Raw genomic sequence first — 17,297 nt, 5'->3', positions numbered from 1 at the left:
AGGCATCGGAATATGGCTCAGGACGCAATCGTGCTCGGTGCGGGCATCGTGGGGGTAAGCGTCGCGCTACATCTGCGGCAGCGCGGATGGCAGGTGACGCTCGTCGACCGCCAGGCGCCCGGCGAAGCAGCGAGCTTCGGTAACGCGGGGCTGATCGAGGCGTCGTCGGTCGTGCCTTATGCGTTTCCACGTGACTGGGGCACGGTGCTGAAATTCGCAATGAACCGCTCGACTGCGTTTCGTTACGACCTGCGCTCGTTGCCAGCGTACGCGCCGTGGCTCGCGCGGTTCTGGTGGGAATCGGCGCCCAAACGTCTCGCTGCCGCCGCGCACGACTTGCTCCCGCTCATCCGCAGAAGCGTGGCCGAGCACGAGGCGCTCGCCGCGCGGGCAGGTCACGCCGATCTCGTGCGGCCCACGGGCTGGCTCGAAGCTTATCGCTCGCGCGAGCAGTTCGAGCGGGAGGCGAGCGCCGCGAGACGGATCTCGACCGAATACCAGCTCGGCATGAAGGTGCTCGACGGAAGCGCGCTGCATGGACTGGAGGCGTCGCTCGAAGGCGCTTACGCGGGTGCGATTCACTGGACGGACCCACGCAGCGTGATCGATCCCGGCGCCCTGACGAAAGGCTATGCGGCGCTATTCGAGCGCGAGGGCGGACGCTTCCTGATCGGCGATGCCGCGACGCTCGAACCGTCGGGAAGTGGCTGGCGCGTGATGACCGCGAGCGGACCGGTTGAAGCGCAGTCGGCCGTGGTCGCGCTCGGCATCTGGTCCGGCGACGTGGTGCGCAAGTTCGGCTACCGAGTTCCGCTCATGGCCAAGCGCGGCTACCACATGCATTACGAGAGTAATGGACGCGCTGCGCTCGCGAGGCCGGTCGTCGACATCGAGAACGGCTATGTAGTGGCGCCGATGCGGCGTGGCCTGCGACTGACTACCGGCGTCGAGCTTGCCTGCCGGAACCGGCCACCTAACCCGCGGCAACTGGAACGCGCCGAGCGAATCGCGCGACCGGCGTTCGGCCTCGGGGCGCGCATCGACGAGTCGCCGTGGCTGGGCCTGCGGCCGTGTACGCCGGATATGCGCCCGGTGATCGGGCCTGCGGATCGCCACCCTGGGCTTTGGTTCGCGTTCGGGCACGCGCATCATGGACTTACGCTTGGTCCGGTGACGGGAAGGCTCGTCAGTGAGTTGATGAACGGGGAAGCGGGCTTCACCGATACGGCTCCCTATAGGCCAGGAAGGTTCTAGAAACCTTCCATCGACATCGGTCTGCGTGCAGCAAAGTCACTTCGCGATTCACGTCGGGCGCTTTCGTGCCCTTCGTTTCTGTGCTTGATTTCTTTTTAGATGACGCCTATCATCTAAAATATCCGATCACGCATCAAGTCGAATCATGAAGAGATCCCAGCTCGACACCGCGCAAACCCGCCGCCGCATCGTCGAAATTGCAGCCGGCGAATTCAGGACGAACGGCATCCACTCCACCGGCGTGGCCGATGTAATGGCTGCCGCCGGGCTTTCGCATGGCGGGTTCTATCGGCATTTCGGCTCGAAGGAGCATCTGGTCGCCGAAGCCTGTGAAGCGGCCATCGCGGACATCATCGGTGCGCTTGAGGCCGCAGCCGGGAAAGGCGCCGGCAAAAAAGGGTTCAAGGCTCTCGTCGATACCTACATGTCGACGTCCCACCGCGATCGTCCGGCCGGCGGCTGTCCCCTTGCGAGCATGGGCAGCGAACTCGCGCGTGCGGACGAATCCACGCGCGCGGCCGCATCTCGCGGCTTCGACGAGTTCGTCGACATGCTGGCAAAGCGCATCCGAAGTCCGGACGGAGAGACCAGCCGTTCGAAGGCTGCGTTTGCGCTATCGGCCATGATCGGCGCGCTCACCATGTCCCGAATCATTGCTGACCCCGAGGCGTCCGCATCGCTGCTGGAAGACGTCAGGCAACACATCGCTGCGATTTGAGCCTCGCGGGCAGTCTCAGACTGAAAAGTTCGCACCGAAATGTGCATATACACACTCTTGCATCGAGACCAAACCCGGATCGCGACGATACCGGCCACGGGGCAAACCGCTTTCCGCACTCTCGCGGGTGCATCCACTCATCGATTGGAGGCTTCGTCATGCAACAACGCAAATTCCTGATCACCGGTGCGACTGGAAAAACCGGCGTTCATACAGTCAACAACCTTCTCGCGGCCGGACATGCCGTGCGCGCGATGGTTCGCACGGAAGACGAGCGCAGCGCGGCGCTTCGTGCGGCGGGCGCCGAAGTCATCGTGGGCGATCTGCTCAAGCATGACGATCTGATTCGCGCCGCCTCGGGCGTGTCGGGCGCGTACCTCTGCTACCCGGTGCGTCCCGGATTCATTCAGGGAACGGCGTACTTTGCGGATGCGGCGCGGCGCGCCGGTCTGGAAGTCGTCGTGGAGATGTCGCAGATCTCCGCCCGTGAAGATTCGAAGAGCAACGCCGCCCGCGATCACTGGATCGCGGAACGCGTTCTCGACTGGTCGGGCGTGCCGACTGTGCATATCCGCCCGACGTTCTTCTCTGAATGGCTGGTTTTCCCGTGGGTGCGCGATACGATCGTCAAGGAAGGGAAGATCGCTCTTCCCTATGGCAACGGACGTCACGCTCCGATCGCAGCAGAGGATCAGGCTCGCTTCATCGCCGCGGTGCTGACGCAGCCGTCCGGCCACATTGGCAAGACTTACGAACTCTGCGGACCCGTGCAGCTCGACTATCACGAAATCGCGGACAGGATCAGCCAGGTCATCGACAGGAAAATCACGTATAGCCCGGACACGCTCGACGGATATCGCGAGCATCTGCGGAACTACGATCTTCCCGAGTTCACGATCCAGCATTTCATCGAAGTAGCCATCGACTACCGGAACGGCGTGTTCGAAGGCGTCGATGACGTCATCGAACGGATCACGGGAAAGGCGCCGCAGACCGTCGAGGAATTCGTTCGCGCGAACCGGCGAGTCTTCGGCGCTGGCATCGATTGACGACAGGCCCGGGACGCAGCACGTGCTCATGCGCCATCACAACTGAAAGCGGTCCCGTGTCGTCACGTAATCGCTCGCGCCGAAGCGACCTACCGGAAAGTAATGCTCCAGGCGGACGCGCCACGTATCGATATCGATGAGTTCGTCACGCGCATGCAGCGTCAGCACGCGGCCGATGAAGATGTGGCGGCTCGCCGTTTCGAGCGTCTCCCACAGCGCGCACTCGAACGCGACGGGCGCCTCTGCAATGCGCGGCGGCTTCACGCGCGTCGAGGCAAGCGCGCTCAAACCCACTTGTTCGAGCTCGGAAACATCCGCAGCGAAGCGTTCGCCGCAGCGATGCATCTGCTGCGCGATGGCTTCATCGGCGAGATGTACGACGAACTCCCTTTCACGCGGGACATTCACCGCAGTGTCTTTCAACGTGCCGTCGGCCAGCCGGTTGATGCTGATCATGACGATCGGCGGCTCTTCGCCCAGCATGTTGAACATCGAGAACGGCGCGGCGTTGACGGTCCCGTCCACGCCGAGCGTAGTGACGAGAGCAATGGGCCGTGGCACGATGAGACTCGCCATCAGCTTGTAACGCTTGTACTCAGTAATCCTTTCGAAATCGATTTCCATATCACTCCACTGCGGTTCGTCGTGTGGGATCGAGGCCGAGGAGATGCGCGAGCCCGTTTGCGCCCGGCATGCGCGATGTCTCGATGCGCGCCTCGAGGCTGTGCAGATGCGCCATCATGTGCGTGATCGCGCCCACGGCATCGCGCGTTTCGAGACAATCGAGGATGACAGTGTGCTCATCGTGCTCGCACGGCGCGTTGCCGACCGGCTCGTAAGCGCCGACGATCAGCGAGCAGCGAGAGATCAGTTCGCTGAGATAGCGCTCGAGGATCGCATTGCCCGCGAGCGCCGCGATACGCAGATGAAACGCGCTCGCAAGCCGCGCCCACGATGGCTGATCGAAGCGATGCATCGCCTCGTGTTCCTCGTCGAGCTGTCCGCGCAACGCGGCGATATCGGCGGCGCTCGCGCGCTGCGCCGCGAGTTCGACGAGCGCGCGCTCGACCGCACGCCGCGCCTCGAAGATCGCGCGCGTCTCCTCGCGGGTCGGCTGCGCGATCACCGCGCCCTTGTTCGGACGCAGCACGACGATGCCGTCGTAAGCGAGCCTTTCGAGCGCGCGCCGCACGACCGCGCGACCCACACCGAAGAGCGCGCATAGTTCGGGCTCGGGCAGTTTCGTGCCGGGCGTGAGCCTGCGATTCAGCACGCCTTCGAAGATCGACCGGTAGATGCGCGCGTCCGCGCTCTCCTTCCCGCTGTTCATGCGGCCTGCACCGGAACGGGCACGGCTTCGTCGGCATGACGCGCGATCGCGCCGGGCGTCGTCAGCCAGATGTCCTCGCGCGCCGCCGCGATATGCGCGAGCGCGCGTCGCAGATGCCGCAACCGATACGGTTGCCCGACGATATACGGATGCAGCGCAATGCCCATCACGAGCGCCTGCGGCGTGCGCGCGCGCTGCGTCTGTTCGAGCATCTCGTCGAACTGATCGATGATCATGTCCGCGAAGTCGCGCATGTCCATCTGACGCGCCATGATCATCGGCAGGTCGTTCAGCTCCTGCGGATAGGGAATCGACCAGAGCGGGCCGCCGCGCGTGTTCATGCGCACGGGCCGGTCGTCGTGACACCAGTTGAGCGTGTAACGGTAACCCGTCTCGGCGAGCAGGTCCGGCGTGCGATGCGATTCGGAGATCCACGGCGAGAGCCATCCCGAAGGCGCTGCGCCGGAACGTTCGAGGATGCGCGCGCGGCAGTGCGCGAGCAACGCGCGTTCGCCGTCCTCGTCGAGATCGCTCTGACGCCGCGCGTTCGTGTGACCGTGCGCGATGAGTTCGTCGCCGCGCGCGGCGCATGCTTCGACGAGCTCGGGACAGTGATCGTAGAGCGAGGTGTTGATGAGCGTTCCCGCGGGCAGGTCGAGTGCATCGAACAGTTCGATGCAGCGCCACGCGCCCACGCGATTGCCGTACTCGCGCCAGCTGAAATTGAGCACGTCGGGATGCGGCGACAGCGGCCCGAGCGCCGCGCCCAGCCCCTCGCCGAACACGAAGTGTTCGAGGTTGAAACCGAGATAGACCGCGAGGCCCGCGCCGTTTGGCCAGCGATAACCATCGCTTTCGTGGATCGGGCGATAGTCGAAACGTCCATGCGTCTTCAACGGATCGAAGTCGTTCATTGTCGAATGTGATGAACCGGTTTGGTTAGGTCATGCCCCATGGCGGACGTGATCCGCACCTCGATCGCACACGTCGAACACCTGCAAACGCAGACGATCGGGGTCCGCGATCGTGTGCAATATGCGCGCCAATTCGTCGGCACCTGCTGTCAGCGCACCGTGCAGCGTTCCTCATCGCGCGCCTCGAATGCGCGGCCGGGCACGAATGGCATATGTCTTGCAATGGCTTGCCCGCTGCATTCAATCAGCCTCCTCAACAGGACAAGCCTTCATGGTTCAACCGGCATCCACGGTGGTTCGAGCGAGCCCGGCCGATATCGAGCTCGTGCATGTTTCGAAGCGCTATGGCGATGCGCTCGCTGTCGACGCCATCGATCTGCGCATTCCCGGCGGAGCGTATTGCTGTCTGCTCGGGCCGTCCGGCTGCGGCAAGACGTCGACCCTGCGCATGATCGCGGGCCACGAGTGGGTATCCGAAGGCGATGTGCTGATCGGCGGGCGCAATGTCACGCGCGAGCAGCCGGTCGCGCGCGGCACGGCCATGGTGTTTCAGAGCTACGCGCTCTTCCCGCATCTCTCGGCGCTCGACAACGTCGCGTTCAGTCTCAAGGTGCGCGGCGTCGCGAAGGAAGCGCGCAGGAAGCGCGCGGGCGAACTGCTCGAACTCGTCGCGATGTCGTCCTACGCGAACCGCAAGCCTGCGCAGCTTTCGGGCGGACAGCAACAGCGCATCGCGCTTGCGCGCGCGCTGCTCAACGAGCCGCGCTGCCTGCTGCTCGACGAGCCGCTCTCCGCGCTCGATCCGTTCCTGCGCGTGCAGATGCGCGCCGAACTCAAGCGCTGGCAGAAGGAGCTCGGCATCACCTTCGTGCACGTCACGCATTCGCAGGAGGAAGCGATGGCGCTCGCGGATCTCGTCGTCGTGATGAGCCACGGTCATATCGAGCAGAGCGGCACGCCTTTCGACGTATTCAATCGGCCGCGCACGGAATTCGTCGCGCGCTTTCTGGGCGGCCATAACGTGCTCGGTTCCAGCGGGCGGCTTTTCACGGTGCGAGCCGATCATCTGCGCATCGCGCCGCAGGGCGTCGCGCCCGGCACGAGCGCCGGCGACAGCGGTCTTCTGCGCATCGGCGGACTCGCATGCACGGTGCGCGAAGCCGAGTATCAGGGCACGCATCTGCGCATGACGCTCGATCCGCTCGACGGTTCGTCCGAGCTCGTCTCGATGATCAGTGACGCCGACTACGATGCGCAACGCGCCGGCCCCGGCGCGCGCGTGACGGTATGGTGGGACGAGCAGAACGCGCATCCGCTCGCCGCGTGAACTCAGGCATTCACAACTTCAAATTCGAGGAGAGTCCATGAACGACGAACAAGCCAACGCACGCGATGCAGACACCACGAACGCAGGAATTTCACGCCGCACTTTCATCAAGGGCGCGGTCGCGGCGGCGGGCATCGCCGGGTTTCCCTACGTGCACGCGCAGGAGAAGATCACGCTGCGCTATCTCGGCACCGCGGTAAACCAGAGCGCGGAGATCGCGAAGAAGTTCAAGGAAGATACGGGCATCGAGATTCAATACATTCCGGTCACGACCGACGATGTGACCAAGCGCATCATCACGCAACCGAATTCGTTCGATATCGTCGATACCGAATACTTCTCGCTCAAGAAGCTGATTCCCGCCGGCACGCTCGCGGGCATGGACGCGAAGCGCATCAGGCTCGCTGACAAGATCACGCCCGTCTTGACCAAAGGAGAGGTGAACGGCAAGAAGATCGGCGATCAGGGCACCGCACCGAAGAAAGTGATGTTTCTCAAGGGCGCGCGCTCGACCGAATTCAGCACGACACCCACCGAATGGATGACGCTCATCCCCACGACGTACAACGCGGACACGCTCGGCATCCGCCCGGATCTGATCTCGCGGCCCGTGACGACATGGGCCGACCTGCTCAACCCGCAGTTCAAGGGAAAAGCGGCGCTGCTCAACATTCCGGCCATCGGCATCATGGATGCGGCCATGGCGATCGAGGCGACGGGTCAGGTCAAGTACGGCGACAAGGGCAACATGACGAAGGCGGAGATCGACCAGACCATCAGGATGCTGATCGAAGCGAAGCGCGCCGGACAGTTCCGTGCGTTCTGGCGCGACTTCAACGAGAGCGTGAACCTGATGGCCTCGGGCGAAGTGGTGATCCAGTCGATGTGGTCGCCCGCCGTCACCAAGGTCCGCACGATGGGCATCGCGTGCAAGTTCCAGCCGCTCAAGGAAGGCTATCGCTCGTGGGCCTCGGGCTTCGGCTTTCCGCGTTCGCTGCAGGGCAGGAAACTGGATGCCGCGTATGAATTCGTCAACTGGTTCCAGGACGGCTGGGCGGGCGCGTATCTGATGCGCCAGGGTTATTACCCCGGCGTGACCGAAACGGCCAAGTCGCACATGCAGGCTTACGAGTGGGACTACTGGATGGAAGGCAAGCCCGCCGCGCAGGACATCAAGGCGCCCGACGGCCAGCTGCTTGAGAAAGCCGGCAGCGTGCGCGACGGCGGCGCGTACAACCAGCGCATGGGGGCGATCGCCTGCTGGAACGCGGTGATGGACGAGAACATCTACATGGTCCAGAAATGGAACGAGTTCATCGCCGCATAAGGGAGCGCCGCTCACGATGGCTTCGGTCGAATATCTCCAGCAGGCGACGCAAACACCGGTGCGTCACCGGCGCGTGAGCGCGTGGCTGCAAGCGACGCCCCTCACGCTGACCTTCCTGCTGTTCTTCATCGTGCCGCTCGTGATCACGCTGATCGTGAGCTTCTGGGACTTCAACGAATATCAGATCATCCCGGCGTTCACGCTGAAGAACTATGCGGCAATATTGGACGGCTGCGGTTCGTTCACGGATGTCTGCGTAACCTTCAAGACCTACTGGTCGACACTCAGGTTCTGCGCGATCGTGTGGGCCGTGACGCTCGTGCTCGGCTTCACGATCGCGTACTTCCTCGCCTTTCATGTGCGCACCACCGCGATGCAGACCGTGCTGTTCCTCGTCTGCACGATTCCGTTCTGGACCTCGAACGTGATCCGCATGATCTCGTGGATTCCGCTTCTCGGGCGCAACGGACTGGTGAATCAGGCGCTGATGTCGGCGCATCTCGTCGACCGGCCGATCGAATGGCTGCTGTACTCGAACTTCTCGGTCGTGCTCGCGTTCGTGCATCTCTACACGTTCTTCATGATCGTGCCGATCTTCAACGCGATGATGCGCATCGACCGTGCGCTGCTCGAAGCGGCGCGCGACGCCGGCGCAAGCGGCTGGCAGGTCATCCGCGACGTGGTGCTGCCGCTGTCGAAGACGGGCATCGTGATCGGCTCGATCTTCGTCGTCACCATCGTAATGGGCGACTTTCTCACCGTCGGCGTGATGGGCGGACAGCAAATCGCCTCGGTGGGCAAGATCATCCAGGTGCAGACGGGCTATCTGCAGTTTCCCGCCGCCGCGGCCAACGCGATCATCCTGCTCGCCGTCGTGCTGATGATCGTATGGGCACTGACGCGCGCCGTCGATATCAGAAAGGAGTTGTGACATGGCGGGTGCAATCGCGCATCGGGAACATCGGCCCGCGAGCTTCTACTGGCTCGCGCTCATCTTCGGGCTGTTCGTGCTGTTCCTGTACGGGCCGGTCATCACGATCTTCATTCTGTCCTTCCAGGGTCCGGAAGGCGGTCTCACCTTCCCGATGCGCGGCGTCTCGCTGCACTGGTTCGCCGCCTTGCGCGACGGCGTCGGCGATATCGACATCTGGGCCGCGTTCGCACGCTCCGTCAAGCTCGCGCTCGCGGTGACGGTCCTGACGGTGCTGTTCTCACTGAGCGCGGGCCTTGCGTTCAGGCGGCGCTTTCGCGGCGATACCGCGGTGTTCTACGTTTCCGTGGCGAGCCTCATCATGCCGTCTATCATCGTATCGCTCGGTATTGGCCTCACCTTTCGCCTGCTCGACACGCTCATCAAATATCTGTCGAACGAATGGGGCTTTCAGTCGTTCGCGGATAGCTGGACCACGTCGATGGGTCTCTTCACCTCGGCGCTCGGCGCGCATCTCACGTGGACGCTGCCGTTCGGCCTGCTCGTGATGTTCGCGGTCTTCAACCGTTTCAATCCGGCGTACGAGGAAGCGGCGCGCGATCTCGGCGCTTCGCCGTGGCAGTCGTTCAGGCATGTGGTGCTGCCGATCATCGGGCCTTCGGTGATCGGCGTCGGCATGTTCGGCTTCACGCTGTCGTGGGACGAGATCGCGCGCACCTCGCAGGCGATAGGCGATCAGAACACGCTGCCGCTCGAATTGCAGGGCCTGACGACATCGGTGACGACGCCCGTCATCTACGCGCTCGGCACGGTGACGACGCTGATGTCGCTTGCGGTAATGGTCGCCGGCCTGCTGATCGTGAGATCGATTGCCAGGCGCCGAAAGCTCGTCAACTGAAGGGCCTACGTCAGTTCGAGCACACGCTCCCCGGCGAGGAACGCGCGCACCAGTTCATGCGCCTGCGCCTTGTGCGCGCATTGCCATGAAGGCGCGAGCATGTCGGTATCGAACATCCGCGAGATCGTGTACGCATTCGACTTATGAAAATAGGCGAGGCTCACGAGCGTCACGTACAGATGCAGCGGATCGATGCCGCGACGCAAGGTGCCCGCGGTCTCGCCGCGCCGGATCAGCGTGCGCAGCTTGTCGAGCACGGGCGATGACATCGCCTGGATCACTTTCGAGCGCTTCAGGAAACGTGCGCGATTCAGGTTCTCCCACGACAGCAGGCACAGCAATTCCGGATGCGCCGCGAAATGGCCTTCGGTGAAATCGTAGAGTTGCAGGATGCCGGCCGTGGGATCGACGGTACGCACGTCGAGCGTTACTGCGAGTTCCGCTTCGCGCAGCCGCGCGAGCACATGTTCGAGCACTTCGACATAAAGCGCTTCCTTGCCGCCGAAATAGTGATAGATCATGCGGATGTTCACCTTCGCGCGGTTCGCGATGGTCTCGACGCGCGCACCGCTGAAGCCCTTGTCGGCGAACTCCCTGATGGCGATCCTGAAGATGCGCTCGCGCGTCTTGGCGGCGAGCTGCTGGCGGCGTGTGGGCTCGTCTTTCTTGTTCTTCGCGGGAACAGCGGTACGTGGCATGAATTCGATCGATGAGTTGAACACGGCGCGACGAAACACGATGGTACTCCGTCGCATCGCCGCCGCTAGCGTTTGAACGGCTGCGTGAGCGCGGGCGGCGCGGTCTGCCGGCCGATCAGGCCTGCTACCGCCACCAGCGCGAGCAGGTACGGCAGCATGATGAGCAGCGCCGTCGGCACGTGCAGGCCGAACATCGGCAATTGGAACTGCATCGCAGTGGCCGCGCCGAACAACAGGCACGCAAGCGCCGTGCGGCCGATCTTCCAGTTGCCGAAGATGATCGCCGCGATCGCGAGATAGCCCGTCCCGTTCGTCATGCCTTCGGTGAACGTGTGAATGTCGCCGATGGAAATGAAGCAGCCCGCCGCCGCCGACATCACGCCCGAGAACAACACCGCGCCGTAGCGGATGCGCGCGACTGGCAGGCCCGACTGATCGACCGCACGCGGCGCGACGCCCGTTGCGTGCAGCGCAACGCCGAGCGCCGTGCGGCGCATGACGACCGAGGTGGCGAGCAGCACCGCGAGCCCCGCATACAGCAACCAGACCTGCCCGAACACGGGTTCACCGACCAGCGGCAATTGGCCCAGCACGGGAGGCGACCAGTGCGCGAGTCCCGGAATCGCGGCGCTCGATCGTTCACCGAAGATCTCGCGATAAGCGAGCGTCGTGCCGCCGAGCGCGAGAATGTTAATGCCGATGCCCGTCACGATCTGGTTCGCGCGCAAGGTCACGCTCAGGAAAGCCTGCAGCAGCGCGAGCGGAATCACGCCGAGCATGCCGCACAGCAGGCCGATCGACGGGCTGCCGGTGAGCCATGAAAACGTCGCGCCGAGAAATGCGCCGGTGAGCATCATGCCTTCGACGCTCATGTTGAGCACGCCCGCGCGCTCGCTCACGAGCTCGCCGGTTGCGGCAAGCAGCATCGGCGCGCAGAGACGAATGGATGCGCCCGCGAAGACCGCGAGAAGTTCAAGATTCATCGCCGTGTTTCTCCCCGGTCGAGCCACAACGCGCCGCCCGCGAGCGCGATCGTGACGATGCCCTGCACGATCAGCACGAGCGCCGAAGGCACCTGCGCGACCATCTCCATGTTGATGCCGCCCGAGCGCAGAAAGCCGAACAGCAGCGCCGCGGCGAACACGCCGGTGATCGATCCGCGCGCGAGCAGGCCGACCACGAGCCCGTCGAAGCCATAGCCCGACGAAAAACCCGCCTTGAGCGAGTATTGATCGCCTTGCAGCATCAGCGCGCCGGCGAGTCCGCTGAACGCGCCCGCGAGCGCGAGCGCACCGACCAGCGATGACGCGATCGGCAAGCCCGCGCGTTTCGCCGCGATGGCGTTCAGCCCGGCGGCACGCAGCGCGAGACCGAAGCGCGTACGCGTGAGCAGAATGGCCGATGCAACCGCGAGCACGATCGTCACCGGCAGGCCGATGTTCAGGCTCATGCCGCTCGCGGCGAGGATCGCGGGCAGCTTGGTTGGATCGGGGATTTCGAGCGATTCGGGCAGAGTGGCGCCGGTCGTCATCGGCTGGCGCAGCAGCGCTTCGCTCTGCACGCACCAGTAGAGCAGCCATACCGCGATGAACGAGAGCAGCAACGTGCTGATCACTTCGTTGGTGCCGGCCTTCGCCTTCAGCACGCCGGGCACGCCACCCCAGATCGCGCCCGCCGCAGCCGCGCACAGCATCGGCACCATGAACGCCAGGCCGAACGGCAGATGCGCGCAACCGCCATAGAGACTCATCGCGGTCGCAACCATGCCGCCGATCGCGAGTTGCCCTTCCCCGCCGACGTTCGTGAGCTTCGCTCGATTCGCGATCACGAAGCCCGTGCCGACGAGTGCGAACGCGAGGCTGCGATTGATCGACGCGCCGATCGCGTACGGCGAGCCCCATGCGCCATCGGCGAACGCGGCGAGCGCATCGGCGATGGAAACGTGCATCAGCGCGATCAACGCGAGCGCGGCGAACATCGCGAAAGCGACGGCCGCCGCGATCACGCATGCCACGCGCAATTGCGGCCAGCGCGCGCGCCAGCGTTGCGTGCCAGGCGTGGACGCGAGCGGTGTTTGCAGCTTCATGTGGGGATTCATGCAGTTTCTCCTGCGCCCGCCATCCACGCGCCGATGCGTCCGCGATTGCCCGCTTCGGGCGTGCACGTGCCCATGATGCGGCCGCGATACAGCACGACGATGCGATCGGCGACGCTCATCAGCTCGTCGAGTTCGGAGGAAATAAGCAGCACGCCCACGCCGCGATCGCGCGCCGCGCGGATGTGCGAATACACGGCGGCGACCGCGCCGACATCGAGACCGCGCGTCGGCTGCGCGGCGAGCAGAAAAATCAGCGGATCGAGCGTCAGTTCGCGCGCGAGCACCGCCTTTTGCTGATTGCCGCCCGAAAGGCCGCCGAACAGCGCATCGGGACTGCTCGCGCGCACGTCGAAACGCTGCATCAGTTCGAGCGCTGCGCTGCGCATCGCACGGCGCTTCAGAAAGCCTCCGCGCGTATAGCGATCGAGATGATTGAGCAGCAGATTGTCGGCGAGACTCATCCCGGTGACGCAGCCGACCGCGTGCCGATCCTCCGGCACGATGCCGACGCCCGCGTGCGTCAGTTCGCGCGGACTCGCCTGAGTCATGTCGCGGCCCGCGATGAAAAAGCGCCCCGCCGATGCGTTCGACATGCCCGCGAGCACCGCGCCGAGTTCGCTCTGACCATTGCCCTCCACACCCGCAATGCCGACGATCTCCCCGCGATTCACGACGAGCGTGCAGTCCGCGAGCCGTGTCACGCCTTCGGCATCGCGCGCGCTCAGGCCATCGATTTGCAGCACTTCGTCCTGCAGCGGGCGCGAATACGGCGAAGCGCTCTTGACGAGCGAGAGCCGCGCGGCGAGATCGTCGGGCGTGTCGTCGCCTTCGCGATGGATCATTGCGTGGACGAGCCTGTCGATCTCGGTCGCGGGCGACGCCGAACGCGCCACCACGCGCCCCGATTGCAGCACGGTCGCATGCGTGGCGATGCGGCTGATCTCCTTGAGCTTGTGCGTGACGAGCACGACGGCGCAGCCGCGTCTCGCCACGCGTTCGCATGTATCGAGCAGCGCGGCGATCTCGGCGGGCAACAGCACGGCGGTGGGTTCGTCGAGCAGCAATAGACGCGGCTCGCGCATCAGGCACTTCACGATCTCCACGCGCTGCCGCTCGCCGACCGACAGATCCGCGACCTTCGCATCGAGCGCCAGTTCGAGCCCGACGCTCGCGAGCACATCGCCCACACGCTGCGTCTCGCGCGGACGATTCAGCCATCCGCGCGCCTGCCCGAGCAGCAGATTGTCGAGCACGCTGGCATCGTCGACGAGACTGAAATGCTGATGCACCATCGCGATGCCGTGCGCGAGCGCCTCACGCGGATTGCGCGGACGGTACGGCGTGCCGTTCACGCGCATGGCACCGGAGTCCGGCTGATGCACGCCGAAGATCACGTTGCACAGCGTCGACTTGCCCGCGCCGTTTTCTCCGAGCAGGCAATGCACGTCGCCCGGCATCAGGTCCAGCGAGACGCCCTCGAGTGCGGTGAACGTGCCGAAGCGCTTGCCGATATCGTTCAGCGAGAGAATCGGCGCGGCTTCGGGCAGCGGAGAAGGCAGCGCGCTCATCCCTCGGACACCTTGATCTTGCCGCTCTGGATGTCGTCTTCGATCTGCTTGAGCTTCGCGTCCATCGCGGGCGTCGACTTGCAGACGACCATGCCCGACGCCTTCGGTCCCATCGCGAGGCCGAACGCCTTGTAGCCGGGCTGCCACTGCCCTTTCTCCAGTTGCTCGATCGCGTATTGCGCCTGATAACCCACGCCCGTGATGCTGTACGCGATATACAACGGATCGCTTCCGCAACGGTCCGTATAACTGCCGATGACGTGCGTATTCTTTTCCTTTGCCGCCTGTTCGAGCCCGCGCAGGCCGAGGTTCAGGATGTGATAGTGAACGTCGGCGCCTTGCGCGATGGCCGCGGCCGTCGCCTCGCGCGACTTCGCGACGTTGTCGAAGTCGCCGGTATAGCTCTCGAAGTACTTCACCTTCGGATTCACGTAGCGCGCGCCGTTGCCGAACTCCTTGCCCGCATTGACGATCGAAGGAATCTCCATGCCGCCGACATAACTCACCGCGCCGTTCTTCGACAGCATCGCGGCGGCGGCGCCCGCGACGAACGCGATCTCGGCCTGCTTCACGTCGTAGCCCGCGACGTTCGGCGGCATGTTTTCGCCCTTGTTGCCGCCGACGACCGAGAACTTCACGTTCGGAAAGCGCTTGGCGATCTTGAGCACGGCCGCCTGCGTCTGTCCGCCGATGCCGATCACGAGCTGATTCTTCGTCGCGAGATTCGTGAGCGCCTGCTCCATGTCCGCGTAGTTGATGTTCTCGATGATCTGCGTCTTGAGCTTCGGCCCGAACTCCTTCTGCGCCGCGAGCACGCCGTCGTAGCCCGATTCCATCCATCCCTTGTCCGTCTTCGATCCTGGAATCAGCACGCCGACACGCATCGCGTCATCGGCGGCGTAAGCATCGGAGAGAAAGAACGCGGGCGCGGCGAGCGCGACGACACCGGCCGTCACGACGAGGCGCGACACGAGACGACGGCGCAATTTTTCGTGAGAAGCCTGTTGCAAGCTCAACATCACTGGCACTCCTTTTGCGTTGACTTTCGGTAAGTAGGTTATTCATGACTGAAACGCTGATTGCAACTTCGATGCCAATTCGCCTTCAGTGCGATGAAGAACCGCTTCCTCGATGCCACGCAGAACGCCTACGGATGACGCGCTTGCGCCGCGTCTCCGATGCACTCGTACGCCATTGATCCAACGCTTCGGAGAACCCGATGGACCACGCTTCAAACCCAGACCGGACAAAGCCGGGCGGCCCGCTCGGCGCCTTTGCGCAGACCCGCTGGCACGCCACGGATGCGCTCGTCGACATGGCCGTGCAAGCGCCCGCGCCGCGCATTGCGATACTCGATTCGGAGCCACAGAAGGTACGCTTCGACATCGAAAAAGCGGCGCTCGTCATCATCGACATGCAGAACGACTTCTGCACCAAAGGCGGGTGGGTGGACCATATCGGGGGCGATTACGGTGCGGACCGCGCGCCGATTGCACCACTGCAGCGCCTGCTGCCGATCGCGCGAAAGAGCGGCGTGCCGGTGATCTGGGTCAACTGGGGCAACCGGCCTGATCTCGCCAACATGCCGCCGAACCAGCTTCATCTGTACAAGCCGAAAGGCACGGGCATCGGGCTCGGCGAACCGCTGCCGGAGCACGGCGCGCGCGTGCTCGAAAAGGACTCGTGGGCGGCCGCCGTCGTCGATGAACTAGAGATCGCGCCGCAGGACATTCGCGTGGACAAGTACCGCATCAGCGGCTTCTGGGACACACCGCTCGACAGCATCCTGCGCAATCTCGGCGCGCGCACGCTTTTCTTCGCGGGCGTGAACACCGATCAATGCGTGATGCACACGCTCACCGACGCCAACTTCCTCGGCTACGGCTGCGTGATGCTGACCGACTGCTGCGCGAGCTCATCGCCCGCGTTCTGCACCGAGGCGAGCATCTGGAACGTGAAGAAGTGCTATGGCTTCGTCGCGGACTCGCACCAGTTCGCCGATGCGCTGAGGGGAGCGAATCAATGAACGCCTTCGTTCCCGGCTCGCGCGTGCACGTCGCCGCAACTTCGGGCGGTGTGCTCGATGGCCTTCGCTTTGCCGTCAAGGATCTGATCGACGTGGCCGGCGTCACGACGGGCGGCGGCAATCCCGACTGGCTCGCCACGCACGAACCCGCCGCGCATCATGCGCCTTGTGTCGCGAAACTGCTGGCCGCCGGCGCGAGCGTGGACGGCAAGACCATCACCGATGAACTCGCCTACAGCCTCGAAGGCGTGAACGCGCATTACGGCACACCGGTCAATCCGCGCTGGCCGCATGCGTTGCCGGGTGGATCGTCGAGCGGTTCGGCATCGGCGGTCGCAAATGGCGATGTCGACTTCGCGCTCGGCACCGATACCGGCGGCTCGGTGCGCGTGCCCGCCGCGTTCTGCGGGCTATGGGGTATCCGCCCCACGCACGACGCCGCCGCGCTCGACGGCGTGCTGCCCTTCGCGCCCTGCTTCGATACGGTGGGCTGGTTCGCGCGTTCGGGCGAGCTGCTCGCGCGCGTCGCCGACACAATGCTCGATGACGTCGCCGCACTCGACGCGCCCGCATCGTTCGTGCTCTTCAAGGAAGCATTCGATACGCGCGCCGAACGCGAGCCGGACGATGCGCGACGCCTGCGCGAACTGTCGATGGTGCATGACGAGATCGATATCTTTTCAGGTGATCGCGCACGCTGGCTGCACGTGTATCAGCATTTGCAGGACGATGCCATTCGCGCCTCGCTCGGCGCGTGGATCGATGCACATGCACCGCGCTTCGGCGCGGACATCGCAACGCGTTTTGCGCGGATGAAGTCGCTCGACGACGCGGAAGTCGAACGCTGCCGCATCCTGCGCACGACGCTTGCCGCGCACGTCGAAAGCATCGTGAACCAGGCGCTCATCGTGCTGCCGACGACGCCACGCGCGCTGCTGGCCATCGATGAATCGCCCGAAGGCATCGGTGCGTTTTACCGCGATGCGCTCACGATGAACTCGGTCGCCGCGTTCGCCGGTCTGCCGCAGGTCACGGTACCCGTCGCGAACGAAGCCGGCGGGCCGCTCGCGTTGTCGTTCATCGGTCCGCGCGGGACCGATCGCGCGTTGATCGCGCGTGTGCGTCAACTCTTCCCCACTCTTTCGTGAGCATGAACGCC

17 protein-coding genes are annotated in these 17,297 nt (G+C 64.3%); 9 read left to right on the top strand and 8 right to left on the bottom strand.

Going from position 1 to position 17,297, the window contains the following annotated elements:
• The first annotated feature begins 12 nt into the window (after positions 1–12).
• The 3 genes from AWB80_RS19800 to AWB80_RS19790 all read left to right on the top strand — a co-directional run bounded on the left by AWB80_RS19800 (position 13) and on the right by AWB80_RS19790 (position 3,021).
• Positions 13–1,254, top strand: a complete 1,242-nt coding sequence (locus AWB80_RS19800; RefSeq protein WP_061176353.1) for an NAD(P)/FAD-dependent oxidoreductase — start codon at positions 13–15, stop codon at positions 1,252–1,254.
• 145 nt (positions 1,255–1,399) lie between these two features.
• Entirely contained in the window at positions 1,400–1,972 is a 573-nt protein-coding gene (locus tag AWB80_RS19795) for a TetR/AcrR family transcriptional regulator (RefSeq protein ID WP_061176352.1), read from the top strand.
• Positions 1,973–2,130: 158 nt separating this feature from the next.
• Positions 2,131–3,021, top strand: coding sequence for an NAD(P)H-binding protein (locus AWB80_RS19790; RefSeq protein WP_061176351.1), 891 nt, complete (start codon positions 2,131–2,133; stop codon positions 3,019–3,021).
• A gap of 36 nt (positions 3,022–3,057) precedes the next feature.
• On the opposite strand, the gene AWB80_RS19785 is transcribed toward AWB80_RS19790, so the two are convergent.
• Genes AWB80_RS19785 through AWB80_RS19775 form a run of 3 tightly spaced genes read right to left on the bottom strand, consistent with a single transcriptional unit; the run spans position 3,058 to position 5,265 of the window.
• Complete coding sequence (locus tag AWB80_RS19785; protein ID WP_061176350.1) at positions 3,058–3,645, bottom strand: flavin reductase family protein; 588 nt, start codon at positions 3,643–3,645, stop codon at positions 3,058–3,060.
• Between the two features lies 1 nt (position 3,646).
• Entirely contained in the window at positions 3,647–4,351 is a 705-nt protein-coding gene (locus AWB80_RS19780; protein WP_061176349.1) for a GntR family transcriptional regulator, read from the bottom strand.
• Positions 4,348–5,265, bottom strand: a complete 918-nt coding sequence (locus AWB80_RS19775) for a polysaccharide deacetylase family protein (protein ID WP_061176348.1) — start codon at positions 5,263–5,265, stop codon at positions 4,348–4,350. Before AWB80_RS19775 ends, AWB80_RS19780 begins: the two co-directional genes overlap by 4 nt.
• Positions 5,266–5,536: 271 nt before the next feature.
• Between AWB80_RS19775 and AWB80_RS19770 the strand changes: the two genes are divergently transcribed.
• The 4 genes from AWB80_RS19770 to AWB80_RS19755 are packed head-to-tail and all read left to right on the top strand — an operon-like array spanning position 5,537 to position 9,748.
• Positions 5,537–6,592 carry an ABC transporter ATP-binding protein gene (locus AWB80_RS19770; RefSeq protein ID WP_061176347.1) on the top strand — a complete coding sequence of 352 codons (1,056 nt, stop codon included), beginning with the start codon at positions 5,537–5,539 and terminating at the stop codon, positions 6,590–6,592.
• A gap of 37 nt (positions 6,593–6,629) precedes the next feature.
• Positions 6,630–7,919 carry an ABC transporter substrate-binding protein gene (locus tag AWB80_RS19765; RefSeq protein WP_061176346.1) on the top strand — a complete coding sequence of 430 codons (1,290 nt, stop codon included), beginning with the start codon at positions 6,630–6,632 and terminating at the stop codon, positions 7,917–7,919.
• Positions 7,920–7,935: 16 nt separating this feature from the next.
• On the top strand, positions 7,936–8,850 hold the full coding sequence (locus AWB80_RS19760; RefSeq protein ID WP_061176345.1) for an ABC transporter permease: 915 nt from the start codon (positions 7,936–7,938) through the stop codon (positions 8,848–8,850).
• Position 8,851: 1 nt separating this feature from the next.
• Complete coding sequence (locus AWB80_RS19755; RefSeq protein WP_061176344.1) at positions 8,852–9,748, top strand: ABC transporter permease; 897 nt, start codon at positions 8,852–8,854, stop codon at positions 9,746–9,748.
• A 5-nt stretch (positions 9,749–9,753) separates the two neighbouring features.
• Here the strand turns inward: AWB80_RS19755 and AWB80_RS19750 are convergent, their stop codons facing one another.
• The 5 genes from AWB80_RS19750 to AWB80_RS19730 all read right to left on the bottom strand — a co-directional run bounded on the left by AWB80_RS19750 (position 9,754) and on the right by AWB80_RS19730 (position 15,134).
• Positions 9,754–10,446, bottom strand: coding sequence for a TetR family transcriptional regulator (locus AWB80_RS19750; protein ID WP_061176424.1), 693 nt, complete (start codon positions 10,444–10,446; stop codon positions 9,754–9,756).
• A gap of 65 nt (positions 10,447–10,511) precedes the next feature.
• Complete coding sequence (locus AWB80_RS19745; protein WP_061176343.1) at positions 10,512–11,429, bottom strand: ABC transporter permease; 918 nt, start codon at positions 11,427–11,429, stop codon at positions 10,512–10,514.
• Positions 11,426–12,544 (bottom strand): ABC transporter permease, encoded by a 1,119-nt coding sequence (locus tag AWB80_RS19740; protein WP_061176342.1) that lies wholly within the window; start codon positions 12,542–12,544, stop codon positions 11,426–11,428. The genes AWB80_RS19745 and AWB80_RS19740 overlap by 4 nt, the downstream gene beginning before the upstream one ends.
• The gene (locus AWB80_RS19735; protein WP_061176341.1) at positions 12,541–14,112 is read right to left on the bottom strand and encodes an ABC transporter ATP-binding protein; all 1,572 of its coding nucleotides are present in this window, start codon (positions 14,110–14,112) and stop codon (positions 12,541–12,543) included. The genes AWB80_RS19740 and AWB80_RS19735 overlap by 4 nt, the downstream gene beginning before the upstream one ends.
• Positions 14,109–15,134 carry a BMP family protein gene (locus AWB80_RS19730; RefSeq protein ID WP_061176340.1) on the bottom strand — a complete coding sequence of 342 codons (1,026 nt, stop codon included), beginning with the start codon at positions 15,132–15,134 and terminating at the stop codon, positions 14,109–14,111. Before AWB80_RS19730 ends, AWB80_RS19735 begins: the two co-directional genes overlap by 4 nt.
• 197 nt (positions 15,135–15,331) lie before the next feature.
• On the opposite strand from AWB80_RS19730, the gene AWB80_RS19725 reads away from it, so the two are divergent.
• Together AWB80_RS19725 and AWB80_RS19720 are read left to right on the top strand one after the other, a co-directional pair.
• Complete coding sequence (locus tag AWB80_RS19725; protein WP_061176339.1) at positions 15,332–16,138, top strand: cysteine hydrolase family protein; 807 nt, start codon at positions 15,332–15,334, stop codon at positions 16,136–16,138.
• Complete coding sequence (locus tag AWB80_RS19720) at positions 16,135–17,286, top strand: amidase (RefSeq protein WP_061176338.1); 1,152 nt, start codon at positions 16,135–16,137, stop codon at positions 17,284–17,286. Before AWB80_RS19725 ends, AWB80_RS19720 begins: the two co-directional genes overlap by 4 nt.
• Positions 17,287–17,297 lie beyond the last annotated feature (11 nt).

The organism is Caballeronia pedi (genome assembly GCF_001544915.2).
Taxonomy (GTDB): domain Bacteria; phylum Pseudomonadota; class Gammaproteobacteria; order Burkholderiales; family Burkholderiaceae; genus Caballeronia; species Caballeronia pedi.
The sequence above is the reverse complement of the archived record's forward strand: the minus strand, read 5'-3'. Positions and strand labels throughout refer to the sequence as shown.